Origin of the sequence: Cytobacillus sp. Bva_UNVM-123 (assembly GCF_046351715.2) — a bacterium.
Classification (GTDB): Bacteria; Bacillota; Bacilli; order Bacillales; family Cytobacillaceae; genus Cytobacillus.
Genome location: NZ_CM177772.1, coordinates 3,348,715 through 3,375,509 on the forward strand (window position 1 = coordinate 3,348,715; position 26,795 = coordinate 3,375,509).

At 35.0% G+C, this 26,795-nt stretch carries 28 protein-coding genes; 6 read left to right on the plus strand and 22 right to left on the minus strand.

From position 1 onward, the window contains the following. Window position 1: 1 nt before the first annotated feature. Both comGB and comGA read right to left on the minus strand, forming a co-directional pair. The gene (gene comGB / locus KDN24_RS17205; protein ID WP_409972330.1) at window positions 2-1,033 is read right to left on the minus strand and encodes a competence type IV pilus assembly protein ComGB; all 1,032 of its coding nucleotides are present in this window, start codon (window positions 1,031-1,033) and stop codon (window positions 2-4) included. Next, window positions 1,020-2,090 (minus strand): competence type IV pilus ATPase ComGA, encoded by a 1,071-nt coding sequence (gene comGA / locus KDN24_RS17210; RefSeq protein ID WP_409972329.1) that lies wholly within the window; start codon window positions 2,088-2,090, stop codon window positions 1,020-1,022. The genes comGB and comGA overlap by 14 nt, the downstream gene beginning before the upstream one ends. A 290-nt stretch (window positions 2,091-2,380) precedes the next feature. Between comGA and KDN24_RS17215 the strand changes: the two genes are divergently transcribed. Together KDN24_RS17215 and KDN24_RS17220 are read left to right on the plus strand one after the other, a co-directional pair. Then, window positions 2,381-3,082, plus strand: coding sequence for a helix-turn-helix transcriptional regulator (locus tag KDN24_RS17215; protein ID WP_409972328.1), 702 nt, complete (start codon window positions 2,381-2,383; stop codon window positions 3,080-3,082). 104 nt (window positions 3,083-3,186) lie between these two features. Then, the gene (locus KDN24_RS17220; RefSeq protein WP_409972327.1) at window positions 3,187-3,429 is read left to right on the plus strand and encodes a DUF2626 domain-containing protein; all 243 of its coding nucleotides are present in this window, start codon (window positions 3,187-3,189) and stop codon (window positions 3,427-3,429) included. Between the two features lie 92 nt (window positions 3,430-3,521). On the opposite strand, the gene KDN24_RS17225 is transcribed toward KDN24_RS17220, so the two are convergent. Both KDN24_RS17225 and KDN24_RS17230 read right to left on the minus strand, forming a co-directional pair. Further along, a complete protein-coding gene (locus tag KDN24_RS17225) occupies window positions 3,522-4,583 on the minus strand; it encodes a class I SAM-dependent methyltransferase (RefSeq protein WP_409972326.1) in 1,062 nt (353 codons plus the stop codon). Window positions 4,584-4,736: 153 nt separating this feature from the next. Then, entirely contained in the window at window positions 4,737-5,372 is a 636-nt protein-coding gene (locus tag KDN24_RS17230; RefSeq protein ID WP_409972325.1) for an MBL fold metallo-hydrolase, read from the minus strand. Window positions 5,373-5,595: 223 nt separating this feature from the next. Here KDN24_RS17230 and KDN24_RS17235 point away from each other — a divergent pair, with 223 nt between their 5' ends. Continuing rightward, entirely contained in the window at window positions 5,596-5,769 is a 174-nt protein-coding gene (locus tag KDN24_RS17235; protein WP_409972324.1) for a DUF2759 domain-containing protein, read from the plus strand. Between the two features lie 333 nt (window positions 5,770-6,102). Here KDN24_RS17235 and KDN24_RS17240 read toward each other — a convergent pair whose 3' ends face one another. The 10 genes from KDN24_RS17240 to KDN24_RS17285 all read right to left on the minus strand — a co-directional run bounded on the left by KDN24_RS17240 (window position 6,103) and on the right by KDN24_RS17285 (window position 15,552). Beyond that, window positions 6,103-7,260 (minus strand): YqgU-like beta propeller domain-containing protein, encoded by a 1,158-nt coding sequence (locus tag KDN24_RS17240; RefSeq protein WP_409972323.1) that lies wholly within the window; start codon window positions 7,258-7,260, stop codon window positions 6,103-6,105. Between the two features lie 141 nt (window positions 7,261-7,401). Beyond that, window positions 7,402-8,586, minus strand: a complete 1,185-nt coding sequence (locus KDN24_RS17245) for a M14 family metallopeptidase (protein WP_409972486.1) — start codon at window positions 8,584-8,586, stop codon at window positions 7,402-7,404. A gap of 280 nt (window positions 8,587-8,866) precedes the next feature. Then, window positions 8,867-10,759 (minus strand): LTA synthase family protein, encoded by a 1,893-nt coding sequence (locus tag KDN24_RS17250; RefSeq protein ID WP_409972322.1) that lies wholly within the window; start codon window positions 10,757-10,759, stop codon window positions 8,867-8,869. 313 nt (window positions 10,760-11,072) lie between these two features. Next, complete coding sequence (locus KDN24_RS17255) at window positions 11,073-11,273, minus strand: YqgQ family protein (RefSeq protein ID WP_409972321.1); 201 nt, start codon at window positions 11,271-11,273, stop codon at window positions 11,073-11,075. A gap of 58 nt (window positions 11,274-11,331) precedes the next feature. Beyond that, window positions 11,332-12,876: a rhomboid family intramembrane serine protease gene (locus KDN24_RS17260; RefSeq protein WP_409972320.1), complete on the minus strand. Its 1,545-nt coding sequence runs from the start codon at window positions 12,874-12,876 to the stop codon at window positions 11,332-11,334. 136 nt (window positions 12,877-13,012) lie between these two features. Beyond that, the gene (yqgO, locus tag KDN24_RS17265; protein WP_409972319.1) at window positions 13,013-13,210 is read right to left on the minus strand and encodes a protein YqgO; all 198 of its coding nucleotides are present in this window, start codon (window positions 13,208-13,210) and stop codon (window positions 13,013-13,015) included. A 75-nt stretch (window positions 13,211-13,285) separates the two neighbouring features. After that, the gene (locus KDN24_RS17270) at window positions 13,286-14,062 is read right to left on the minus strand and encodes a DUF92 domain-containing protein (protein ID WP_409972318.1); all 777 of its coding nucleotides are present in this window, start codon (window positions 14,060-14,062) and stop codon (window positions 13,286-13,288) included. Between the two features lie 3 nt (window positions 14,063-14,065). Further along, window positions 14,066-14,623: a 5-formyltetrahydrofolate cyclo-ligase gene (locus tag KDN24_RS17275; RefSeq protein ID WP_409972317.1), complete on the minus strand. Its 558-nt coding sequence runs from the start codon at window positions 14,621-14,623 to the stop codon at window positions 14,066-14,068. A 90-nt stretch (window positions 14,624-14,713) separates the two neighbouring features. After that, window positions 14,714-14,863 (minus strand): 50S ribosomal protein L33, encoded by a 150-nt coding sequence (gene rpmG, locus KDN24_RS17280; protein ID WP_057771568.1) that lies wholly within the window; start codon window positions 14,861-14,863, stop codon window positions 14,714-14,716. Window positions 14,864-14,919: 56 nt separating this feature from the next. Continuing rightward, window positions 14,920-15,552: a hypothetical protein gene (locus tag KDN24_RS17285; RefSeq protein WP_409972316.1), complete on the minus strand. Its 633-nt coding sequence runs from the start codon at window positions 15,550-15,552 to the stop codon at window positions 14,920-14,922. A gap of 202 nt (window positions 15,553-15,754) precedes the next feature. Here KDN24_RS17285 and KDN24_RS17290 point away from each other — a divergent pair, with 202 nt between their 5' ends. Together KDN24_RS17290 and KDN24_RS17295 are read left to right on the plus strand one after the other, a co-directional pair. After that, window positions 15,755-16,135 (plus strand): hypothetical protein, encoded by a 381-nt coding sequence (locus KDN24_RS17290; RefSeq protein ID WP_409972315.1) that lies wholly within the window; start codon window positions 15,755-15,757, stop codon window positions 16,133-16,135. 4 nt (window positions 16,136-16,139) lie between these two features. Then, entirely contained in the window at window positions 16,140-16,625 is a 486-nt protein-coding gene (locus tag KDN24_RS17295; protein ID WP_409972314.1) for a hypothetical protein, read from the plus strand. 34 nt (window positions 16,626-16,659) lie between these two features. Here the strand turns inward: KDN24_RS17295 and phoU are convergent, their stop codons facing one another. The 8 genes from phoU to KDN24_RS17335 all read right to left on the minus strand — a co-directional run bounded on the left by phoU (window position 16,660) and on the right by KDN24_RS17335 (window position 25,656). Continuing rightward, window positions 16,660-17,319, minus strand: a complete 660-nt coding sequence (phoU, locus tag KDN24_RS17300) for a phosphate signaling complex protein PhoU (RefSeq protein ID WP_409972313.1) — start codon at window positions 17,317-17,319, stop codon at window positions 16,660-16,662. A 96-nt stretch (window positions 17,320-17,415) separates the two neighbouring features. Continuing rightward, window positions 17,416-18,183, minus strand: a complete 768-nt coding sequence (gene pstB / locus KDN24_RS17305) for a phosphate ABC transporter ATP-binding protein PstB (protein ID WP_409972485.1) — start codon at window positions 18,181-18,183, stop codon at window positions 17,416-17,418. A gap of 88 nt (window positions 18,184-18,271) precedes the next feature. Then, on the minus strand, window positions 18,272-19,150 hold the full coding sequence (pstA, locus tag KDN24_RS17310; RefSeq protein ID WP_409972312.1) for a phosphate ABC transporter permease PstA: 879 nt from the start codon (window positions 19,148-19,150) through the stop codon (window positions 18,272-18,274). Then, window positions 19,151-20,143 carry a phosphate ABC transporter permease subunit PstC gene (gene pstC, locus KDN24_RS17315; protein WP_409972484.1) on the minus strand — a complete coding sequence of 331 codons (993 nt, stop codon included), beginning with the start codon at window positions 20,141-20,143 and terminating at the stop codon, window positions 19,151-19,153. A 44-nt stretch (window positions 20,144-20,187) separates the two neighbouring features. Then, entirely contained in the window at window positions 20,188-21,192 is a 1,005-nt protein-coding gene (locus KDN24_RS17320) for a PstS family phosphate ABC transporter substrate-binding protein (RefSeq protein ID WP_409972311.1), read from the minus strand. Window positions 21,193-21,378: 186 nt separating this feature from the next. Further along, window positions 21,379-23,538: a peptidoglycan D,D-transpeptidase FtsI family protein gene (locus KDN24_RS17325; RefSeq protein ID WP_409972310.1), complete on the minus strand. Its 2,160-nt coding sequence runs from the start codon at window positions 23,536-23,538 to the stop codon at window positions 21,379-21,381. A gap of 162 nt (window positions 23,539-23,700) precedes the next feature. After that, a complete protein-coding gene (locus KDN24_RS17330; protein ID WP_409972309.1) occupies window positions 23,701-24,918 on the minus strand; it encodes an MFS transporter in 1,218 nt (405 codons plus the stop codon). 129 nt (window positions 24,919-25,047) lie between these two features. After that, on the minus strand, window positions 25,048-25,656 hold the full coding sequence (locus tag KDN24_RS17335; protein WP_409972308.1) for a superoxide dismutase: 609 nt from the start codon (window positions 25,654-25,656) through the stop codon (window positions 25,048-25,050). Window positions 25,657-26,021: 365 nt separating this feature from the next. On the opposite strand from KDN24_RS17335, the gene KDN24_RS17340 reads away from it, so the two are divergent. Continuing rightward, window positions 26,022-26,717, plus strand: coding sequence for a Crp/Fnr family transcriptional regulator (locus tag KDN24_RS17340; protein ID WP_491348096.1), 696 nt, complete (start codon window positions 26,022-26,024; stop codon window positions 26,715-26,717). The last annotated feature ends 78 nt before the right edge of the window (window positions 26,718-26,795 follow it).

Sequence of the window (26,795 nt, forward strand, 5' to 3'; positions counted from 1 at the left end):
TTTAAAATCCCTCCAATAAATGAAACATCGGTAATAATACAGCTAGATACATCGAAACAATTAAAAATCCAATGAATACATATAAGCATGGTTGAACCGTTTTAAGTAATTTTTCAGTCTTTTCTTCAATGAGATTCAAACAATGTCTGCTAAAAAAATATAGCTCTGAATCAAGCTTTCCATTTTTCTGTCCATGTCTAATGATGTGCGTTAGTTCTCTTTCGAAAAATGAAAAAGTGATTAATATCTCCTCTAGTCCCTCCCCTCTTTTCAAACCTTGTTTAATTTCTTCACCTAACTGCTTATAAAATGGCTGCTTATCATTATTTTCAAATAAACGTAGTGCTTCATGGATGGATAAACCGCCAGTTAATAAATAACTTAATTGTATTGAAAAATAGTGAGTAAAAAATAATCGAAGAAAATCCCCAAAAACAGGGAAAGAAACAAGAACTTGCTTTTGCTTTATTTGTGAGTATTTTCGAAATTTGAAAATATAAAAGAAGAGAATGGCAAGGAACATAATTCCGCACCCTGCCAACACATAAGGAATGATATCGCCGAAAATATAAACTACTTTTGTAAAGAAGTTTGGCTTTAGCTTCATAGAAGTAAATAAGGAGGAAAATCTCGGTAAAATTAAGTGATCAACGAATGTAAATAATATCGCTGTCATGAGGATTAGAAAGAGAGGATAAACAAGAAGCTTTTTTAATTTTTCAAAATCCCCTTGCCTTTTAAGCATCATCTCGCTTCCTTCTTGGAAAGCTGCTGCAAGTCCTCCATGCTGTTCTGCAAAGTATACGTAGCCAATTAAATGATGATTAAACTTTAAGTTTGCTAAAACTTGGTGAAAGGGATAACCTTCCCTTAAATCTGCAAGCGATTGACTCATTTCTGCTTTCTTTTTTTTCGGAAGTTGAAAACTAATGGATTCAATTGCCTCAGAAAGTGGATAACCTCTTATTAGAAGCTCACCTGTTCTTTTTAAGAAAAGACTTTGCTCATGAAGTGTCCATTTATTTTTGTTCATGATCAACCACCCACCGGTCATATTCAGAATCTTTTATATAGCCAAGCGCAATTCCCTTCTTGATAATGTCCTTTAATGTCTTGTATTGAACGAATACATCTTCTCCCTTCGCTTCCTTCATCGCTGCATTTAATGCTCTACCTGCCAGCAGTTCAAAAACACTCGCCCGCTTCCATCTTCCATAGCAATAGCAAAAGGCTGAGCATTCATTTTCACAATACGGGCATGTTAACTCAACTAGCCTTTGTGCGGTTACCGCTACTAGCGTCTGTTGAATTTCGACAAAATTCACCCCAAATTCACTTAACCTGTATATGGCCCCTTTCGCATCACGAGTGTGCATAGTTGAAAGTACTAAATGACCAGTTAGCGCAGCACGTACTGCAATCTTTGCTGTTTCCGCATCGCGAATTTCACCGACCATAATAATATCAGGATCATGCCTTAATATTGCTTTAAGACCAGTCGCATAAGTAACTCCTGCTTTTTCATTCACTTGAACTTGTAAAACGAGATCATTTTCTTTTTCTATTGGGTCTTCAAGCGTGATTACATTGCGGTTGAAAAGATGGGAAGTTTCATTTATTAGGGAGTATAGAGTCGTTGTTTTGCCAGAACCGGTCGGCCCTGTAAAAATAATTAATCCGTGGGCATGTTTTAATAAGGCAAGCATTTTTCGTGTCATTCCAGGAAATAAGGATATTTGATAAAAGGGTATTTGTTCTTGCTGTTGAAGGATTCTAATAACGAGGCTCTCACGATGAGCTGAAGGGAGAGTTGAAAAACGAAGTCCAACGATTTTCTCGTCGATAAAATAAGAGTAAGCACCGCTTTGTGGCCGTCTTTTTTCACCAATGTCCATCGAGGCTGTAAATTTAAAATGTGCAATAAGTCGCTCACATTCCTCCTTTGGGAGATAAAGTCTGGGAATAAGCTTGTTTGATAATCGAAGTTGAATGAGGGTGTCTTTCCTACGGGGGACAATGTGGATATCTGAGGCGTGGTTCCGAACGGCATCTTTAATAATTCGTTCTGCAAGTTTTTCAATTGTGTTCAATTGAAGATAACACCACCTTTTGGAAATTATTCCACTTTATTATACAATTACTGTATTGATTTGACAAATTATTTACGTGTAAAAATTTATTGAGCATGACATTCATTGTCCTTATTAATAAGAGAAATCTATCGTCTTGATAAATAATGTCGTTTAGTTAATAAAAAACAGATTGTGTCAAATTTTAATAGCAATAATTGTGAACATTTTATAAACTTATAGTGATAACAGTGTTAACATTTAATACCTATATTATAATAGAGTCATTATCCGGTCCCGAGGTGATCTAGGTGGAACAAACATTAAAAATTACAAATGTATTATCTGACCCAACACGCTTTTATATTTATCAATACATTACAAAGACACATAAAGAAGTAACTGTACAGGAAATCGCTGAAAATTTCGAAATTCATCCGAACGTAGCGAGACTGCATCTTTCAAAGCTAGAAGATGTAAATATGCTTGTTTCTGACACACAAAAAACAGGAAAAGGCGGTCGACCTAGCAGACTTTATCGTTTGTCTGATGATGTGATACAGCTTAATTTCCCGTATCGTGATTATCAATTGCTTTCAAAAATCACGATCCAAACAATGATCTCTTTAGGAGAGGTTGGGAAACAAGCATTATATGATACTGGTAAAAAGTTTGGTCAAGAATTGATTGAGCAAGAAAAGAACAGTGCTTATCAAATCGGAATAGATCTTAATTTCGAACAGAAATTAAATATTTTGAAAAACGCAGCAACAATGGCAGGTTTTTATCCAGAATTTGAATCAAATGATGACAAAACAAAAATCTTTTTCCAAATTTACAACTGTCCTTTTAAAGAAGTGGCGATGGAGCATTCTGAATCTGTCTGCAATATGCATTTCGAATTTTTAAAGGGAATGTTTGAGTCATTATTTGAATCCATTGAATTAGTGGAGAAGGAAAATATGATTAGTGGCTGTGATTCATGCTCATATCATGCGATCGTCACAAAGTAGCAACAAAGAGTTATTTACTTTTGTTGCACATTTCACTTATAATATGAAATGATGTACTTATAATATGTAATGATGTACTTACAGGGGTAAAAGGAGGGATACATATGGATCGTATGTTCAGAGTATGTGGATTTTGGACAGGAATCTTTGCCGTCATGTTCTTCATAGGGGGCATGTATGCAACATCTTTAATCTTCTTTGTTCAAACTGGATTTTTCGTACTTTTAAGCTATTTAAAGCTGACAGAACGTATGTACTTATATGTCTTCGGAGCATATTTGACGGTGTTTTTCGTCGGTTTCACTTACTGGACAACTTTTATGATGGTACCAGGTGCAGGACATTAAGAAAACTTCAAACTACTCAATAAAAAAGCGATGAAACTCATCGCTTTTTTATTTTTTTAAATTTTTTAAGTCGTCTTCATTTTAAAATGTTCCTAAATTCCTTTTGTTTGCAGAATGACATGAAAAGCTGAACTCATTCCTGTTGGCATGATTAAACTTCGAATCGCTCTATTTCTTTTACTCGTTTCTGAAAAAGGATTCGGATCGTAATGCTCTTGGAGTTCTTCGATGATTCCTGATGTTAATAAAAATTCATCCTGGCGCCATTTTTCATTAAAAATTAATCCAGAATTTGTGCCCATACGGATTAATGAATCGAAGTGAACATGACTCGTAATATCCATTTCTCCGGGGTGTAAAAGGACATTATTGATTTGCTGATGCTGGTAATATCCTCGTAAGCTTCCATCCTTTCTCCACGGTGCTCGCCATTCTTCATTTGAATAGCCATAATCAACCGTCAGCACAATTCCCTTCTCCATTGTGCTGGCAATCTCATGAACCATTTCTTCCATTTGTAACGGAATTTCTATTCTTTGGCGATCAACTAATTGTAATCCACTTTCAGCAAGAAAGGAAAAAATTCTTTCATCCGCTAATGGGACAAGCTTTTCAACGAGTTCATTATTCTGAACGGTGATCATAACCTCCATCAATATATCACCATGTCTTTCGATGACATGTACCGGAAAGGCATCAAATAATTCATTTGAGAAGATCATTCCATTAAACGGTGATATATCGGCAAGATTTTCGATTTGTCGAATATTTTCATTGAATGTGATTATCTTTTTCTGTTGCAGACGATGATATGTGCTTTCCTCTAAGATGAAATAGTTGAGTGTTTGTGATGTTAATTTGGACCATTCCTCGATGAAAGCTTGAGCAAACCGCCCCGTCCCAGCTCCTATTTCACATACAAAAGGTGGAAGCTTGTGCTCATTCATATATTTATAAAACCATTTGGCAACGGCTTGTCCATAAATATTAGATACATTACTAGATGTAATAAAATCACCTTCTCGACCAATTTTAACCTTTTCCTTCATGTAATAGCCGAGCTCCGGATGATATAATACTTGTGAAATAAAATCAGCATATGTGATCGTACAACCATTCTTTTTCATAATATAATCAGTTAAAAACTTTTTCATAAAATACTCCTTTATCTCATTATTACTATTGACACGGTAATAACGGTGTTATACTATATTTATAGTAGTAAAACTATATCCCCTCCCATTATTTGAATAGAACATCCCCCAGAAAAGCCCTTCTCTTATGAGAAGGGCTTTTCTATGCGAAGATTAAAATCCATGTAAAAATGGGTTTGTATCCATTTCCTGGCCAATTGTCGTAACTGATCCATGACCAGACATAACAATCGTCTCTTCTGGTAATACTAATAATTTCTCATGTATGCTTTTTAATAGTTGATTATAATTTCCTCCAGGCAGATCGGTCCTACCTATGCTGCCATTAAATAACGCATCACCCGATACAAGCAGCTGAGCCTCATCAAAATATAATGAAATACTGCCTGGTGAATGTCCCGGAGTTTCAAGAATTTGAAAACGGAAATCACCGATCATCATTTCTTGTTCAGCATCTATTAAATGATCTGCTGGCTTCCCTTTGACCGTCTTAATCATTTCATATTTTAATGAACCATTTAACTTCGGGTCTACTAGCCAATCTGCCTCTAATTTATGAACATACACTGGAATGCTATATTCACCTCGAATATCATCAACTGCTCCAATGTGGTCAAAATGGGCATGAGTAAGAATTATCGCTAATGGCTTTAACTGTTTTTGCTGAATAAAGCTTATTAGCTTTTCACTTTCCTCACCAGGATCAAAAATTAAACAGGTATTATTCTCTAATGACAATACATAACAATTTGTTTGTAAAGGACCTAATGGAATTTGACTCCATTCCATTATCAACACCTCCAGTTGATGAATATAATTATTATTCTACACGATTTTCATGCCGGATAGGAAGGAAATATAATCATGTGAATATACGACATAGAAGTGTCATTTTTGGACCTCGACAAATACAAGAAAAACCGATAGAATATAATACGAATGTAAAAAAAATTACATACTAGATGTAAATGAAACGAACAATACTATGATTGTATAAGGGGGCTATTTTATTATGGGATTAGTTATCATTTTTGCACTTGTAGCTGTACTAGCTGCATTTGGTGCAATTAGCGCATTAAAGAATAAAAACTTCCTTGGCTTTGTATTAGCAGCCTGCTCATTGCTTGTATTCGGTGGTTTTGCTTTAATGACATTAATTAAAAGCGGATATCCAGCAGTAAGCTAAGAAAAGCGAAAACGCCTCGGTCAGCGGCGTATAAACTGGACTGACCTCGACTGAGATAAAGGAAACACGACGAGTGATAACGAGGACGATGTTGACTTATCGTAGGGAGAGGGAGTGCAGGCAAAATACGCCACGTCCTGTGCAATGCCTGCACTAGCACGTCCTGTGCGTCGGAAGTTTACTAGTCGCTAGGCGCTGGAGCTAGACACTCATCCAACTTCAAAGATATAGGTTCCAATATGACAAAAAGGAAAGGACACCGATTTTCAAGGTTCCTTTCCTTTTTTGTCTTCATTTTTTTCTAGCTAAAAGAAAATCTAGGTCAAACACCCCTTACTTTTCAATATTAATAAGAGGTATTACTTGTTTTGTTTTCATATCAAGGAGTTTTTCATAATAAAAACCGTACAAGCAAAGTTCACCATTTGGTGCACAGCTTAAAGGTTCATTTTTCAAATCCTCGAAAAGTACTTTCATTTCCCCTTTTATAAAATCAAATGAAATTAGCTGAAATCCTTCTTGATATTCATCCGCAGCTGCACTATAAAGCGGTTTAAATGTAAGAAAATGATTTTCTTCATCGAAGTCAAAAAAGGGTATGAGCCAATCAGAAAATCTTGTTAAATGAGGAATAGTGAAAGATGATAATTCCTGAAAATCATTGCGAAGAAAAGAATAAACAGCTTCTTTCTTTTGCTCCGGTTTAACCGTTATCGTCATTAAAAAGTTTTTTATCGATTCTACATGATAAACTTGATTTAGCATTTTTCCTTCATTCATATTCGTTAATGACTTCTTCATTAATGGAGCAAGCAGCGTTGCATTTTCATTGCTCCAATCTAAATAAAGCAGGTCATCTTCATTTAACCAATAGACAAACGGTTCTTTTAATGGAACATTGGTCATTTGACTTTCGGCGATATTTACCTTAACCATAGAAAAATCCCAATTCTCCGTAAACAGAGAAATTAATAGTAAATCTTCATTATAAGGACTCCATTTAAAAACAAAATCGAATGCCTCAAGCCTTTCTTTCATTAATTCCTTGCCATTTATATCAATAATTGTAATAAGTCCCTCATAAGTTGTTGGAGCAGCATGAATCAAAATCTTGCTTCCAAATGGATTGACTATAACTGAGGCAATAGGTGCCTCACTTTCATATACTAACTTCGTTATTCCTGTATGAACATTATATGTATATAAATTAGAACCAAAATCAACATTCATTAAGTAAAGAATCGTTTCATTATTTAACCAGCCTGTTATCGTATTGAATTGACCTTGTCCCATTTGCAAGGGGGCAATTATTTCGCTACCAGTAAATAAATGGGGAATCTCTTTTTTTTCGAAAGGCAGGTTTAGTTTAGAGCCAGAATGCGTCTCTACATTTTTTTCTGTCATACAGCCACTAAGCAAACTCGAAATTAAAAAGAGGAATGCACATAAAAAAAGAACTTTTCGATTCCGCCATATTTTTGTCTGCTCCAACTTAGCCCCTCCCTTCTACTCCATAATATTAGTACGTTAATCCTCTTAAATTGTTTCATATTTTACGGAAAAACAAGTCAAAAAGAAAAAATCGGCCAACCGCCGACCTCTCCTCATTGAATATATGACATTTAATCCCGATTACATATACATAGCTGCAAGGAAAATACCGAGCACTTCTTCGAATATTTCTTCATATTGTGATAATGGCAACGGATTAATTCCCTTTCCCATTTCAATTGTAAAGCCTGGATGACGAAACTCCTTAATAAACCAATCTTTATAGCCAGCATAGCTATCTATATATTGCACCGCTTTATAGCCGCTTACTCTAGAAAATTCATTGGCTAAAATCTTTGACTCTGGAGGTTCTAATCCTTCATATCCCCAATAAAACTCTTCCCCTTGTGTATGAAAAGCAAGCATGCGATCAAAACGATTATTTCTGGCCAGATTTACCATTGCAATGCTCTCTGGCTCAGTTAAAGGGGCTTCTCCCGCATAATCTCTAGGTGAAGGTTCTTTCTCTCCTCTTTCTTTCTCAACCTCCCATTTAACTGGAAATTGATCATTTAAATCTACACCTCTAATATTCGCTTTCCATCCAGAAAAATTATGGCTCCCTCGATTAATTTTAATAACTTGTTCACTTACCTCAGGAGTAGGACCATTGATAACTAAATCAACACCATCAGGGTTAACCATAGGGACGATCGATAAATCAACCATATTATATAATGGCATCATCGTTAAACCTCTTATCGGTTTAGCATTCGTTAAAGATAAAAGAAAATAATTTAATAACCCCATTAATACACTAGAGGTAATCCATTCATTAGCATGAAAGGAAGCATTGAATTGTACCTTCTTCGTTCCTTTCCCAAGCTTAATTTCGTAAATTTGCTTTCCGAGAATAGACTTACCAATCGTATTTATTTTAATAAAAGGATATACATCCTTAAGCTTTTGAATATCCTCCGTTACTGCTGCGAAATTGTAATTTCTTTTCCCATTTACAATTAGGGAAATAATCCGATTTGGTATGAGAATTGTCATCCCAATATTCAATTGATTTGGGTTTACATTTTGATTAAGAAGGAGTAAGGCATCAACTGATAGATTTCTCCCTTCACTAAGCTTCCATAAGCTATCGCCTTTCCTCACTGTATATTTTTGTACAGTATATCCTGGTATTTCGATCTGTTGACCAATCGCTAAAGATGATGGATTTACTGTTGGATTCGAATCAATCAGTAAATTTAATGGGATCATAAATATTTGGCTATAGTGCCAGAGCGTATCACCTGCACGCACTTTAACTCTCATCATTGTCTCCTCCTCTCATCCTTTTATTCTTATGAGAGGAAGATGAAATTCATTCCGTTTAGAAGCTAAGGTATTCACCATTTTCAGCTATTGTAAGCAGGTAAGGCGATCGATCTAGCTAATTATAATTTATCATAGAACAGGAAGAAGTTCACTCATTCTCAAACTAAAGTTAATAATATACTGTGACAAAACCCGTTGAGGCGTTAAAATCATTTCCTCGGCAATAAGAAAAAAAAGCCTGCATACTTCGCAGGCTTTTTCTTTACTTTCCTTGAATTTATTCCGTATCTTGTTTATGAAAGAGATCTTGATTCAAATAATCCTTATTTTCATAAAATCTTAATAAGTCACCATAAATAATCTTATCTGAGTACTCCAATTCGTTTCTGGCTTTCTCAATATAAGGTTCACAAGCTGACACATCAGTTGGTTCACCTGTTTTTTTGTCATAACAAATATCTTTCGTATAAACATGATCTTTTGTAATAAAGCTGCCATCACGTAAAACCGTAAATTCCATTCTATCCTCAGAGAAAAGGTCTGAACCAAAATCAAAATTATCTTTTGTTTCTATTCCGAGCAAATGAAGAAGAGTAGGTTTTATATCAATCTGTCCTGATACCTTCGATATTGTCTTGCCTTCCTGCCCAGGGATATGAATAATAAATGGAACTCTTTGTAATTGTGTACTAACAAACGGAGTTACTTCCTCCCCTAAAAACTCGCTCATTGCTTTGTTATGATTTTCTGAAATTCCATAATGATCTCCATAGAGGACAATAATTGAGTTTTCATATAAGCCTTCTTCTTTTAATCGTTCAACAAAAACCTTCAATGCCTCATCTGTATACCGAACCGTCGGAAAATAATTGTTAACGGTTTTATCATTCGATGTATATGGTTCTATAAATTGGTCTTCCTCACCTAATTCAAATGGGAAGTGATTTGTTAATGTAATAAACTTCGCATAAAAAGGTTTTGGCATGTCTTTTAAATGTGGGATAGACTGTTCAAAGAAATCAATATCCTTTAAGCCCCAGCCAACTGAATTCTCATCCGTTACTTCATAATCAGGCAGTGAATAAAACCGACTATATCCAAGCGACTCATACATAATGTCTCTATTCCAGAAGCTTTTGTTATTCGCATGAAGTGTAGCAGTAAAATATCCTTTGCCACGCAATATATCAGGAGTTGCCTCATATTCATTTCCGGAATGTGTAAAGAATACCGCTCCTCGACTTAACGGATAAAGTGAGTTTTCAACAATAAATTCTGAATCAGATGTTTTACCTTGAGCCGTTTGATGATAAAAATGATCAAAGTAATAACTATCTTTAATAAATTCATTTAAGAACGGTGTAATTTCCTGTCCATTTACTTTTTCATTAATTACAAAGCTTTGTGTGGACTCCATTGAAATCATGATTATATTTTTCCCTTTGGCAATTCCAAACAATTCATCATTCGGCTTCTTGTAATTAGCATGAATATAGTTATCTATATCAACTAATTCACTACCATCAGCCATAGCCCTTTGCGCAGATGATTTCGATTGCAAAAAGGCATCATAAATATGGTAATTGTAAGTACCGATGTTTTTAACAAGCATTTCTCGATCAAACGTTCTTGTTAGAAGTTGTGGCCGTTCTGTTTCAGCTAAACCTAAATTAAAGAAAGCAATCGCGATCGCAACTAAGAAAAAAGCTCTTCGATCAACCTTCGAAAATTGATGATATGTAGCAGACTTAGGTTTAAGAAAAACAATTAACACTAAAATAAAGAAATCGGTAAAGTATAATAAATCACTAAAGCTTAATAATTCACTTACACTGCTTCCGAGATCACTCATATTGCTCGTTTGAAATAGTACTGGAATGGTTAAAAAATCATTAAAGAATCTGTAAAAAACAACATTCGCAAACAATACTAAGGATATGAAAAAGCTTGTAATCAAAATATATCGACTACGATTCTTTTCTTTCATAAACAAGCTAATTCCAAAAACGAAAAGCAAAAAGCTTAATGGATTAATGAATAAGATAAACTCTTGCCGCCAATTTTCTATTTTTATTTCAAAGCTAGTTTTATAGGCAATGTACGTCTTCAGCCAAAGCAATAATGTCGCTATCCCAATGAGCGAAACCTTTGACCAGTTAATTTTTTTCATTTTAATAAATACCCTCCCTGTTTTGTTAAGAACAGATACGGAAATGTTTGTTCCTTTTTCCAATTTAAGGATGTTTCCATTTAAATCAAACCTTATCTTAATACTTTTTTTACAAAAAATCAAATCCCATTTAACATTAATTTTGTAGAATTATAGAATTAATGGATCTCCCTACCCCACATTATTAGACGGATGAAACATTGAAAAGTTTCGAATTTGTCCTATTTCCGAAAAATGAGCCATTTGGCATAAATCAAAAAACCATCCACACTTTATTGTGTGAATGGTTTTTAAATCAATAAAACTGAAAAAATTACTGTTTTTCTTTCAAAAATGCTGCTTCATGCCTTAATAATAAAATCGCCATTTGGTATTCCTTTGTTTCGATTAATTGTGATTGATAAAGCTCCTTAATTTCCGCCTCCATTAATTCTAAATCAGCCACTCTATCACCAACATATATTATCGTTCCAAATTTTTTTAATAATTGTTGAACATCATATATCGTTTTCATTTCATCCCTCTAACTTTCATTTACCTCAAATTTATCAGGCTTGCATACTACTGATTTATCACTTAGCTTCATACTCTTTAATCATTTGCAATAAATTTTCATAATCCTTTTGATTTGGCATTAATTCATCAGCCATTTTAGCATATTTATTTGCCTCATCGATTTTTCCTTCTTTAAGGTAAACATAGGCTAAATAGAAATAAGCTTCATGAAAGTTCGACCTTTTTTCAGTTGCGATTACTAAATGTTCTTTTGCTTTTATTAAGTTATCCGTTTGCAGTTCTACAAATCCAAGGAGAAGATAAGAGTCAGCAGATGCTGAATTTTTATTCACATATTCAGTCAGCATGACTTCCACTTTTTCATATTCATTCGATTTAATATAATCTTGAGCAAGTACCAACATAGAGTTTTCATCTACTAATTTCTCAGGCGAATGAAAGCCATATTGCAGTAAACCTATGATCGATATGGCAGTTATACAAAGGAATAGCAGTTGGAAAAATAGTTTCTTCTGTTTAGGAAAATGAACGATGCCCGTTGCCAGAAATCCCCCAATTAGCCCACCAATATGACCTGCATTATCAATCCCAGGCATTGAAAAACCAAAAAGAAGATTAATGCCAAGCACGACTAATATATTTACACCTATCGTTCTGAAAAAAAGACGAGGGTATATAGTTCCAAAATAGAGCAAGGCGCCAAAACAGCCAAAGATCGCTCCACTTGCACCTGCTGAAATGCTTGTACTAAAAATAAAGCTAGCTAATGAGCCGCTAAAACCAGCAAGTATATAAATAATAAAGAAACGACCTTTCCCATAAATTCTTTCTACAGCCGTGCCTAAATAATAGAGAGCTAGCGTATTCATTAATAGATGCAGGACACCGATATGTAAAAACATCGGCGTGAAAAATCGCCACCATTCTCCATCCAAAATAAGGGGATTGAATTTAGCTCCATATTTTATTAAGGTTGAATTGCTCGTGCTTCCACCCTGTAACTCTAATAGTAGGAACATGACAACTTGAATAATGATAAACATATATGTAAAGAAGGGTTTTCCATGATTAAAAAGTTTTTGTTCCTTTTTCGCTCGATTAGAGGCTTCTGACAATGCAGCAAGCTTCACTTTATCGATTTCACTCTCAGTAATGGGTTCATTTACTGGAAATGAAAACTCATGATTTAAGATACTTCCTAACTGCTGAAACGCTTCAGCATAATGGGCTTTATCAAAGATAATCGATTTTACTTTTGTTTTTTCATTATTTTGATAGCTAAAAGGTTCAGCTATTTTACATTCATAATCATCTACTGGCGGATAGGCTGATACATAAATATTTATTACATTCATATTTCCACGAGCAGCCTGTTTTCTAATGTTCTCCCCATTTATAGCTGTCCGTTCAATATCATTTTGCATCCAATTACTCCAGTCTAAATTATAACGTAGTAATCGGATTACTTGCGCCTCTTTATTTTCAATTTTTTCAAGCCACAATTCATTTTGCTCTTGAGAAAGTTGAACAATTCGGTATTCATGTGCAGATATTAAATACTGAGCCAGCCTCCAGAATACATACTCTTCTTGAAAACTCAAGTTTTTCCCCACTCTCTTCTTACGATCATTTATTTCTTCTTCAGAAAAAATCCTTCATTTAAACTATAGGCAATTTTACTTCTTTTTGTAAAGTAAAAGAAAAAGACCTAGCAAGGCCTTTTTCTAAATAAATATTTTAGGTGACAGCTGTTGAATCAGAAGGAAACAGCATTCTCATTAAGCGCTCCCGTATTCCGGGAATACCTAATAACGAACTAACCATAATTCTTCGTAAAATGGCATTTTTAAAAATAATGTTTAAGACCCGATATCGATTTTGGAAAATAAATAGTCCACTAAGCGCGATTACTATGATCCAGATAAAACGCCCCATTTTCATCCCTCCTACTACTAGTTTTGGATGATTTCGGCGATTTTATCCATTACATATATGTTTATCCTTTTTTATTTATTTAAGCAACATCATGCCAAATAGGGCAGCTAGGAAGCCAGATGAAAAATTCACGAAGTCATTATTAAAAATAGAAAGCCCTCTCTTTTTGATTGTGCTCGTTCCACAATGGTTTAACGACTCAACTTCTGTACCACAAATTTTACATTGATAAACAACTTGAAAAAATGCTCCTAACACTGTGTCAATTAAATTTCCTGTAAAACCTAATCCAAAAATGATAAGTGCTTCAAGGATAGTCAAACGAAAAAAATAATAAGACAATAAAGCAATCGTTAAAGCCCCTATAATCGCTGCTACGGTTCCAAGGGAGCTTACGGCTCCCGATGTTCCACTTTCAATTCGTTTCAGTGTTCGAATAAAAATGGGCTTTCTTTTACTTAATGAACCAATCTCTGAAGCCCACGTATCTGAATTTGCAGCTGCAATAGCAATGGCAAATCCAATCAACCAAATAGGTGATGGAATCGTATAATTCAACAAACTAAAAAGAGCAGCCGTTCCTCCGTTTGCTGCAACTTGCTGCCAGTCGCGCTGTGAGCCTTTTTCGTGCCGCTCTTCCATTTTCATTTTGGCTTTTCTTTTAAATTTTGACCAGAAGCTTGAGCTCGCAAAAAAGAACCCAAGTAAGAGCAGCCCTTTAATACCAAAACCATAACTTACTGTAACACCAATAAGAAATGCAGCTATGCTACCTGATTTTGTCAAGAGTTTAAAGAAATAGCCACCCATTGATATCATGACAATAAATAAGAGAAGTAATAATGAAATCATCGTTTATTTCAATTTTGCTGTCATTATTTTACTAACTGGTAGATCATGAGGTTCGATCGGAAGCTTAGAAACAATTTGTGATTCAAAAGCTAAAGAAATCTTCTTTCCATTATATTTAAGAAGTAGACGGTCATAATACCCTCCACCAAACCCTAGGCGATATCCTTCCTTTGTAAAGGCTACTCCAGGGACAATTAATAAATCAATATGATTCAATGGAACTTCTTTTGTAACAGCCTCAATCGGCTCTAATAAACCGGAGTAAACAGATTCCAACTGATTAAATTGAGCGATTTGCCGAAAAATCATCTCTCGATTTTTTGGCAAGCATTTCGGAATGACAATTTGCTTGCCCTCTTCCCATGCCTTCTTAATAATCTGATATGTATCAACTTCTGGAAATCTTGAAATCGTAATTCCAACTGTTTTTGCTTCTTTCCAAAAGGGTTCATCGTAAAGTCTTAACGCAATGTCAGATGATAATTGCTCATATTGAAGCTTATCCATTTTTGAGAGCTTTTCCAATATTTGCTTTCTAAATGTTTTCTTTTCATCTTTCACTTCTATTCACCTCTATTTTCAATACAAAACACAAAATAGTCTCTTATTAAAAAACAAAAAAAGCAGAGGGACCACATGGCCCACTACTGCTTATTTTGTCTCACGATGTGTAGTAGAACGTTTTTCTCTTGGGCAGTATTTTTTAAGCTCAAGACGATCTGGATTGTTTCTTTTATTTTTTTTAGAAATATAGTTACGATCTCCACATTCTGTGCAAGCTAACGTAATATTCACACGCATGTAATATCCCTCCAAACTATTGATAACTAGTTCGTTCATACGACTTTTCTATAATATCACTTTTCACCCGCAATTGCTAGTGTGTTTTTTAAAAGCTCAGTATTTAATTTTAACATTTCTAATTCATTTTGTCCGCTTATGATCCATGATTTACCTAGGCAAGTCCGATTTTCTTTAATATCAAGATCAAAGGTTTGTATACTCACTGGATTCCCATTAGTCATCGGATAATATTTCAGGATTCCCGATTGTGTGCACTCCCATATTTCATCATGATCCATATTCCAAAGAGGCTGTGATGAACAGCTTCTCTTAATACTTCCAAAACAATAGCCATTAATTAAATACATGGCCTCATTTTCAATATGATAGATCACATTTTCAGAAGGTGAAATAAAAGATAAATGTGTATTTACAGTTTGTTTCCAATATTGAAATAAAAGCTTAGCCTGAAGGGAGCAAAAACCTTGATTAGTAATATATACGTTGAGCATACTTATATCCTTGTGAACATGTTCTTCTTTCATATATAAACAAATGCCTTCAGCAAGATTTAGCTCGTCTTTTCCAGACTCTAGCCAGTATGTTTTTCCATCTATCCATATACCGGGAATAACATTAAAAAAATCATCTTTAATTTGTTCAGGATGTTTTAAGAATTCTGAACGGAGACATGAATCTGTTTCCATCGCTTTTTCACCTTCCTACCGAAAATATTTCCTTATCTTCATGTTATCACCGAAAACTAGTCCTAACAATAAACGGAAATTGTCGATTATTGCTTGTCCTCCTACAAAATTCTGCATTTTTTCCTGTGACATAGATGAAACGAATCGAATTTTGTCGGAAATAATGGTAAAATGTTGATGAATGAAAATCGAGGTGACTTAATTGGAATATGTAATGATTGGCCTATTAGCCATAGCCGTTATTCTTTTAATTTCTTCCGTCTTTATGAAGGACCCATACAAAATAATACGAGAAGAAATTGACCAACTTTCTATGACTCAAATTCAAGAGCTGTATATGATTAAAAAGAAATTAAAAGTACTCGAAGAAGAGCTTCTTGTAAGTGATGATTCCTTTCAACCAGTCCTTACTGCTCACCAACCCGCATTTGAGCATGAGAACAAAGGAATACATGAAATTATCAAAAACCAAGTTTGGTCACTTGTTCAGCAAGGCTTGAATGTAGAACAAATTGCAAAGCAGTCTTCGCTTTCTGAAAGTGAAGTTGAGTCGATATTAGCTGAAATGATTAGAAGAGGGTAGAGAAATGAATAAAAAGAGTACACGAGCTTTTGCTTTTGGGATTGTCATTTCTGTATGTATAATCGGTGTATTTTATTTTTCGGAAGAGAAGAAAGGGACAGAAGGAAGTATAATAGATGAAGAAACAGCAAAAAGTTATTTACAAAATAACGGTTATGTTATTTTAACAAAAGATCAATATAATCAGATGGATAAATCAATCTCAGAAGCTCAAGAAAACACTAAAAAAATAGAAGCGCAGTTAAAAGATGAACAAAAAACAGCTGATAAAGAAAAAAGTAGTAATCGTTTTAACCTTGAAATAATTAGTGGAATGGTTTCACATGATATTGCCATAAAGCTTGAAGAGAAAATGATTATTGATAATGCCGATCAATTTGAAGCTTATTTAGAGGAAAATGGATATAGCAAAAGAATTCAGCTCGGTTCTTTTGAATTAATGGAAGGCATGAGTTATAAAGAAATCGCAAAAATAATTACAAAAAGTTAAAGCAGCGAAGCAAGCCGTCGCTGCTTTAACTTTGTTAATTATTTAAATCGAACTGACGCCCCTTTACTAAATAAAAGATATGTTCCGAAATATTTGTCATATGGTCCGCAGCTCGTTCTAAATATCGGCAAGTAAAAGAAAGTTGAGTGATTTGTGCCATTAATTCAGGATATTGCAGATTAATCTTCATTAATTCTTGTATTGCCTGACCGTATAATTCATCGACTTGGTCATCCATATCAGCAACTTTCTTCGCCTTCAAGGTATCTTCATCATAGTATGCTTCTAATGATAATCTTAACATTTTTATACTAATTTCATACATTTGTTTAATGTAGACAATTGGTTGTAGAAGTGGTTCATTTCCAATTCGAATTGTCGCTTTAGCAATATTAACTGCAAAATCTGCAATTCGCTCAATATTGGTTGCGATCTTAATCCCAACGATGATTCGACGCAAATCTATCGCAACAGGCTGCTGTTTTGCGATTAATAGAATAGAGAAATCATTAATTTCTTCATACAGCAAGTCTGCTTCATTATCATTATCAATAATTTCCAATGCCAGTTCAATATTTTGCTGCTCTAGCGCATCGATAGATTTTGAAAGTGCTCCTTCTGCAAACTTACCGAGACTAAGCAATTTTTCCTGCAGCTCTTTTAAATCATCATGAAATTTTTCCCGCACTGACATTTTTCTTCTCCCTTCATCCTAATTCGCAAAAGCGAATTTGAGCCCAGATTTTTCATCTTACATAAAATTATTACATTCTTTAAAAATCCAGAAGTATTAGCCAAATCTTCCTGTTATATAATCTTCTGTTCTCTTGTCCGAAGGGGTAGAAAAAATCTTATTCGTATTTGTATATTCGATTACTTCCCCATTTAAGAAAAATGCTGTTTTATCAGAAATACGTGCAGCTTGCTGCATATTATGTGTCACAATAATAATACTGAATTCTTTTTTCAAATCTTGAACGAGCTCTTCAACTTTCAATGTGGAGATCGGATCCAACGCTGAAGTCGGCTCATCCATCAAAATAACATCAGGCTCAATGGCAAGACAACGCGCAATACATAAACGTTGTTGCTGTCCACCTGAAAGGCCATACGCGTTCTCATGTAAGCGATCCTTCACTTCATCCCAAATTGCAGCACCTTTTAAGCTTGTTTCGACAATTTGGTTGAGAAGCTTTTTATCACGTATTCCATGAATTCTCGGTCCGTATGCAACATTATCATAAATTGATTTCGGAAATGGATTTGGTTTTTGAAATACCATCCCTACTTTTGTCCGCAGCTCTTCAACACGGTACGATTGGTCAAAAATACTGCGATCACGATATAAAATTTCACCTGAAGTTTTCACTCCTGGTATAAGTTCAATCATTCTATTTAACGTTTTAATATAGGTTGACTTTCCGCAGCCTGATGGACCGATTATGGCGGTTACTTCCTTTTCCATAATATCTAAGTCGATATTTTTTAGCGCATGATTACTCCCATACCATAAATTTAATTGATTAGTCTTATAAACAATATTTTTAGCTGGTTCCATGTCATTTGTTGCATTAGTTTGTTTATTATTAACAAGATGAATTTTTTGTCTTTCCATTGTTGCACTCATTTCTTTCGTCCCCTTTCTATTAATATCTTTTTGAAAACTTATTCCGAATGAGAACGGCAATCGAGTTCATAAATATGAGTAATGCAAGTAAAACGATAATTCCAGCAGCTGCTAAAGCTTGGAATTCCTCTTGTGGTCTACCAGTCCAGTTATAAATTTGCATTGGCAGAACCGTTAAACTATCAAATAAAGTTTTTGGTAAGAAAGCAAGAAAGAGTGGAAGTCCAAGTACAACTAATGGTGCAGTCTCTCCGATCGCCCTTGATAGTGCTAAAATGCCTCCTGTTAAGATTCCTGGAAGTGCTGCAGGCAGCACAACTTGAATAATCGTTTGCCATTTTGTAGCACCCATGCCGTAAGAAGCTTCTCTCAATCCATTGGGAACAGACCTAATTGCCTCCTGAGATGAGACAATGATAATGGGTAATACTAATAAACTCATCGTTAAACCAGCAGCTAACACACTTGTTCCAAGTGCAAGTGCACGGACAAATACAGTCAAACCTAATAAGCCAAACACGATGGATGGCACACCTGCAAGGTTTGAGATATTTATTTGAATAAAGCGTGTAAAGCGATTTTTCTTCGCATATTCCTCCAAATAAATGGCTGTACCAACACCTAAAAATAATGAAGCTGGAGCGACAACGCCCATAAGCCAAATTGTACCAATTAATGCCGTTTTTACTCCTGCTTGCTCTGGCTTTCGTGAAGGTAAGCTTTGCAGGAACTGTAAATCAAGATAAGCAACTCCTTGAGTGAATATCCGATATAGTAAAATCCCTAAAACAACTAAACCAAACATCGTAGCTGTGAAAAAGATAATTTTGAAGAGAATATTTGTTGTTAACCTAAGTCTCATCCGATTCGTTACGGTTGAATGATCAATTAATTTCATCTAATACTCCTCCCTAAATCGCCGAGAGATGAATTGCGCAAATAGGTTCATGGTCAACGTAAACAAGAATAATGTAAAGCCAACGGCATAAATACTGTAATAAATAGTTGTACCGTAGCCAGCATCTCCCTGACTAACTTGAACAATGTAAGCTGTCATTGTTTGGATGGAGCTTGTTACATCAAAATTCATATTCGGTGTTGATCCACCAGCAACTGCAACAATCATTGTTTCCCCAATTGCTCGTGAAACAGCTAAGACAATCGAAGCAGTAATACCTGATACTGCTGCTGGAAGAACAACCTTCAGTGCAACTTCTAATTTCGTCGACCCTAAAGCTAGAGCTCCTTCACGCATCGCATTCGGCACTGAGGAGAGAGCATCTTCAGAAAGTGAAGCAATCATTGGTGTAATCATAATCCCAATGACAATACCAGGGCTTAATGCATTGAATATTTCTAAAGAAGGAATTAGTTCTCTTAAAATAGGTGTAACAAAAGTCAATGCAAAAAATCCATATACGATTGTCGGAATACCGGCTAAAACCTCTAATATCGGTTTAATCAATCTTCTCGTTTTGTCAGATGCATACTCACTCAAAAATATGGCAGATCCTAAACCAATTGGTACAGCAACAACTGCAGCAATAACTGTGACTTTCAAAGTTCCCATGACTAGAGGTAGAATACCAAATGAACCTTGAGTTTGCGAAAATGGATACCATTTTTGTGCGGTTAAAAATTCTACAATGGAAACACGATCAAAAAAAATAAATGTTTCAACGATCAATGTCAGTACAATTCCAAGTGTTGTTAAAACAGAAACAATAGCAGTTAATAGCAAAAGAAAAGGGACAATTTTTTCAATCCAAGTTGAAAAGCTTTTTTTTTGCTTTTTCGCTTTGATCAATTCCTGTACAGAAAATGATTTAGTTGAAGTGTGTAAATCCAAATTGAAAAACCCCCTTCCATTTGAAATGCATTTAATGAACATAATGGGTCGGACGAGAAGCAAATTTCCCATCCGACCGTTATTTATTACTTAAGTCCTTCTAATGTTTTTAAGCCAGCCGCATAATCTTCATCTTTTAATTTTACATACCCAACATCTTCTGCAAGCTCTGCACCATTTTCAAGTGTGAATTTCACAAACTCGTAAACTCCTGCTTTGCTCTTAACTGCTTCATTTTTCACATAAATGAATAGTGGACGAGACAGTGGTGCATATTCACCACTTTCGATCGTTTCAAGTGTTGGCTCTACAGCACCGTTTCCTGAATCAACTGAAACTACTTTTAATTTATCTTTGTTTTCAACATAATAAGAGAATCCAAAATATCCAATAGCATATTTGTCACCAACAACACCTTGAACTAAAACATTATCATCTTCAGATAAAGTTGCTTTTTCAGAGATTGGTTCATCATCTAAAATAACTTCATCAAAGTAATCATACGTTCCAGAATCTGTTCCTGGTGAATAAAACTTAATTTCCTCTTCAGGCCAGCCTGCACGAATATCAGACCATTTTTTCACAGTTCCATCTTCAACCCACATTTTCTTTAGTTCATCAATTGTCAAATGGTCAACCCAATCATTGTCTTTATTAATAACAAGTGAAATACCGTCATTTGCTAGTTTCAGTTCAGTGAAATCGATGCCCTTCGCTTCTAATTCAGCTTTCTCTTCATCTTTAATCGGACGAGAAGCATTACTAATATCTGTTGTTCCAGCAATAAAAGCTTTAAATCCACCACCTGTACCTGAAACACCTACAGAAACTTTAACTCCAGGCTGTGCAAGATTAAATTCTTCTGCTACAGCTTCGATGATTGGATATACTGTTGATGAACCATCAATATTAACTTCACCTTGAAGCTCTTTTTCACCCTCATTAACTTGATCCTTGCTTGTTCCTTCAGTTTGAGTTTGGGTGTTTGTCTCTCCGTTCGTTTTCTCAGCATCATTTGAGCCACAAGCTGATGTAAAAGCGAGTACTGCTCCAATCAATGTTGATAGTGCCAAGTATTTAAAGCTTTTCATTTCTTTAATTCCCCCTAAGAGATTGGTTGTTTTGTCCTACAGCTACTACTTTAAAGAATTAGGATTAATTCCGTTTGAACTTTATGTAAAGCTTTTGTAAATTTGAAAGAATAAGAGAAAACAACCGCTCGAAAATAGAAAAAATCTACTCCCTTCAAAAGGAAGTAGATTTTACTTGTGATAATGTTATTGTGCTGAACCTTCATTTTCTGTTTCTTCATGATTATTTTCATTATTTTGACTAGGATTTTCTGCATTATTACTTGATTGACGCTGTTTTTTTATTTCAAAATAAGTATCCAAAACACGTTGTGCAATTTCAATGTTTTTAGAATGTCCTTTACCTGATTCATAAGCCCATGGCACAAGAACAGAAATCGCAACTTCAGGTTTATCTGCTGGGGCATAGCCAGTGAAGGTTAAATTAATTACTTGTGGTAATTTTTCACCAGGTTTTCGTTTTGGACCATCATAAAGGGCTTGGGCAGTCCCTGTTTTACCAGCTGGATTATAGGTTTTTCCAGCAAATCGATAATAGGCTGTTCCCCCTTGCTCTTGTGTTACTTTTTTGAAACCTTCCTGAACACGTTTAAACCAAGCTTCTTCCCCATCAACTTGATTAAGCACCTTTGGAGAAATTTCTTGAACAATCGGTCCTAGTTCGTTATTCTCCATTAATGGCTCTCGAATTTCTTTCACAATGTGAGGCTCCATTCGATTCCCACCATTGGCAATCGTGGAGATATATTGGGCAAGCTGCATATTGGAATACGTATCATATTGGCCAATTACAAGGTCAAGCAAGAAACCTGGTCTATCAGCTTTGCCTTTAAATCCAATTTGCTCATTAGGTAGATCAATTCCTGTTCTAACTCCTAATCCGAATTGTGCAAATGATTCTCTAATGGTCCTAAATGCTTCTGGGTTTAATCTCATTGGGCCATCATATTGATATTCACTACCATTAATTTTGAGTGCAGTCCGAAACATGTAAACGTTCGATGAATATTTTAGCGCGTTAATATCATTCATCAACCCTAAATTTTTCCATGATTTCTTTGGCTGTGTTCCTTTAATTTTTAGCGGTGTATCATTAAAAACATCCCCTGGTTTTATTGCCCCTGTTTTATAACCCGTTAAAATGGTCGCACCTTTAATAGCTGAACCTACGTTATAAGTAGTCGAAATATTTCCAAGTGCATCATCTAACATTACTCTTTTTCCATTTTCATCTGTATCAATTTGCTTTCCTGCCATCGTTAAAATTTCGCCTGTATAGGGGTCCATTAACACGACATAGGCGCGATCAAGCAAATTTGTGCCACTTATTTTTTTGGCATCTAATAATTCTTCTTCAATAATTTTCTCAACAGCCAATTGCAAGTCCATGTCAATGCTTAAAACGAGGTCCTTCCCTCTTTTTCCTTCAGAGATTGGAATGGTTTCAAGTACATTTTTTCCTGCTTTATCTGTAATATTTTTCACTCTAGCTTTCTGTCCATGCAGAACATCCTCGTATTGCATTTCAATATAGCTTTTTCCAACACGATCATTGCGGCTATAATCTCTTGCCAAATAATAGTCTAGCTGCTCTGCCGGAATTCCTTCACTTGAAGTTGTAATCTTACCTAAAACAGTTCTCAAAGTATTGCCAAATGCGTAATATCGTTCCCAGTCAGTTGTCGTATCAACGCCTGGTAATAGCTGCAGATTTTCGCTGACAACAGCAAACTCTTCAGGTGTCACATTTTTATTTTTGACAATTTGTGGTGTAAGCGCATAGCCGCTTATAAATTCACGGTAAATCGCAAGCACTTTTAAATCAAAGTCAGTTAACTCATTTAAATCTTGTTCCGTAATGCGTGCAAGCTTTAATTTATATATTTTATCGTCATATTCTTTACCTTCAAATTTTTCCTTCAATTTTTCTCTTTCTTCATCTGGAACTTTCTCTTCTGCCTTTTCTGGATTTTCGATCATCCAAAAATCCTTTTTATCTCTTTCTGTAACTTTATCCGGATCCTTATCAATAAGCAGGGCGAGTTTTTTCGCTACTTTAATCATATCACCCTGTTTCGCTCCTGTATTCGTATACGTGATCGCATTTTCTGGTGTGTTATCCACTACTACCTTGCCAGTCCGATCGAACATTTTTCCTCTTGGCACAGGATTGTTCACCGTAATTTCTTCCGTCCGTTCGATTTCCCGTCGGTAATCATCTCCATAGACGATTTGTACGATCCCTAATCGCAAAATTAAGACAGAAAACAAAATAAAGACGACAAAAAATAAAATGTTCAAACGAACAGGAACATGCGACTTCTTTTTCTTCTTCTTTTTATTCAATTTCTAATTACACATCCTTTTATGTAAAACGTAAACATTATGACGTTTCATATCCTTTCCTTTATTTTATAAGAAAACAATAAATTATTCTATGATGAACCACTAATAAATGAAAAGAAACATTTTACAAGTCATAAAAAAAGAGAAGAACATTCTCTTCTCTCATGTAGAATCGATATTTATTCGCCTTATAAAAAAATAAATACATGTATGCCCAGCTCCAAGGATGAGCAATAAAATGGGTATGGCTTTTTTTTCATTAAAAAAGAGAATAGCTATTATGAAAGATAGGATGGAGGTAACTCTCCCTGAATTTAAGAAGAGCTCACGGACAACAATGTATTCAATTCTCATTTCAGCAGCCTTCCACCCTTTGCCTATCACATCATACGTCATCGATAAATAAGGAACGAGAAGAAGAGGATAGGCAATGGCAATGGTTGCAGCATATATTAATAGTCGTAAATACGTTACATTGAAAACAATTAAAAAGATAGCGGCATATAAAATGAAGCCACCAACTAGGATTGCTTTTTTACGATGTTTTTTCGCAATGAGCCTTGACACACTATAATACGCGATAAATGCAATTCCCGAATTGACAAGCCCATATGTACCTAAAGCCAACTCACTTCCAGTTGAAATGAAAACAAATACTGATATGACAAAAGCAAATGTCCCTTCACGCAAGCCTTGGAAAAAATGGGCGTACGTTACTAGACGCCAGTTTTGATTATTTTTTCTTTCAGCAAAAATTCTTTTTAACCAATACTTCCCTTTGGCTGGCCGCCTTTTCAAAAAGAAGCTTAAAAACACAGCTAATGAAAAAAGCGCAAGTGATATACTAAAAATCACTGAATAGCCTGTAAACTTCTCCATCTTCGAAATGATAAAACCAGCCGTAATAGGTCCAATCATCCCACCAATAGATGTCAATATCCCAAGGAAGCCATTAAAAAAATCTCGATTTTCAGGCTCGGTAATTTCAAATGTTAATACATTAAAAGCTAACCAATAAAAACCATATCCTATTCCTAATAATGCACCGAGAAGTAATAAAAATTTCGATGCATTGGTTCCGCTAATTAAGACCGTCAAATAAAATGCTGCTAAAAAAATCACTCCTATTCTTAGCACCATAACACGATCAATCTTTTTTGCCCACCGCCCTGCTAATATAAAAGTAAGCGGCTGGGCTATTGCAACAGCTAAATTATAAAGCCCTAAATCAATAAAAGCTCCAGATTGTTTCCAAAGATAAATATTTACAAATGTATTCGAAAGGGCAACACTTAATGAGTAGAGCCCACCAATCACTAACAATAAACTTAAATCCTTCGTTAATTCGACTTCTCCGATCAACTTCCTTACTTTACTCATAAAAAAAACTCCCCTTATGTTCTACAGGGTAGTTTCTATCAAAGTCTGTGCTCTTATACAAATTTCCTATTAGAAAAACACGGCAAAGGAATATTCCTTCGCCGTTATGGACTGATTACGTAATTTCAATTATTTTGCAGCGCTGTAACGTTTAGAAACTTCGTCCCAGTTTACAATATTCCAGAAGGAATTAATATACTCAGGGCGACGGTTTTGATATTTTAAATAGTAAGCATGCTCCCAAACATCTAAACCTAAGATAGGCTTTTTGTTTTCCATTAAAGGTGAATCTTGATTTGGTGTGCTCGTTACTTCAAGCTCACCATTATTCACAACTAGCCAAGCCCAGCCAGAACCGAAACGAGTGGTTGCCGCTTTAGCAAACTCTTCTTTAAAGTTTTCAAAGCTTCCAAACTTTTGATTAATTGCTTCTGCTAAATCTCCTGTAGGTGTACCCCCACCGTTTGGAGAAATAATTTGCCAAAATAAAGAGTGGTTTACATGACCTCCACCGTTGTTGCGAACTGCTCCACGAATAGCTTCAGGGACATTATCTAAATTTGAAACAATTTCTTCAACTGTTTTAGATAATAACTCGTCATTTCCCTCTAATGCATTATTTAAATTTGTCACATATGTGTTATGGTGCTTCGTATGGTGAATATTCATCGTTTCTTTGTCAATATTTGGTTCAAGTGCATCGTATGCGTAAGGTAATTGTGGTAATTCAAAAGCCATTAAAAATTCCTCCTATGTAAATAAATTAAGCCTTCAAAATAATCCCACATTTTCACAATTATAATGTTAGAATTATTCTTCTTGCTTTCATAATAAGATTACCAAATTTAAATAAACGTTTCAATTAAATTGCTTGAAGTCAACTATACAATTCCCAGTTCTTTCAATTAATATTCGTGTTCGTCTCTCTTTCTTCTACATTTCGTTAAATTGTCATTTTTCTCTTTAATTCCGTTCTGTCAAGGATTTAAATCATATTACCCCATTGTATATAGCTATTTCCCCTTGTCGGATGATTGACGCCTATGAACAATTCCGTTAAAAATAAATTAACGTGTTTCGTAAGTGAAAGGAGTGACAGACTGATGAGGGATTTTAACATTTCAATTTATAGTTTAATTATTCAGCACTTTATTGATAAAGAAACCATTCAAAAAGTAAAGGCTGGCACCATTCTTTTTCAAGAAAAAGACAAAGTCGATCATATTTATATATTGCTTTCTGGAAGTATCGCTCTTGGAAGGCTTCATATGACAGGCAAGGAATTTACTTTAAAAATCCTAACAGGAGAAGAAATTCTCGTCGAATATCAATTATTTAAATCTTCGCCTCGATATTTATTTTATGCAAAGACAATAACAGATTGCGAAGTCTTTATGATAAACCGAGAAAAGTTCGAACAATTTTTATTAGAGGATAGCTATCGTTTAAGTGCAATGACGGCATGGCTGAGCACTAGATATTTAAAAGCACAGATGAAGTGCCAAGATTTAATTCTCAATGGAAAAAAAGGTGCACTTTATTCCATTCTTATTCGACTTTGCAACAGCTATGGGATTATGACTGATAAAGGAATCGTCATTGATTTACCATTAACCCATCAAGAATTAGCTAATTTAACGTACGGTACAAGAGAAGTAATCCAGCGATTGCTGAAAGAGCTTCGAGAAAAAAATATTATTTCGTACGAACGGCAAAAAATTACAATCAAAAATTTAAATTATTTAAAAGAAGAAGTCGATTGTCAAAACTGCCCTTATGAAATCTGTGGGTTAAACTAAGAAAAGCGCAAGCGCCTTGGTCAGCGACGTATTAAGTGAAACTCAATTAGTGGGGGTCTTACTGCCAGTTAATCTGCG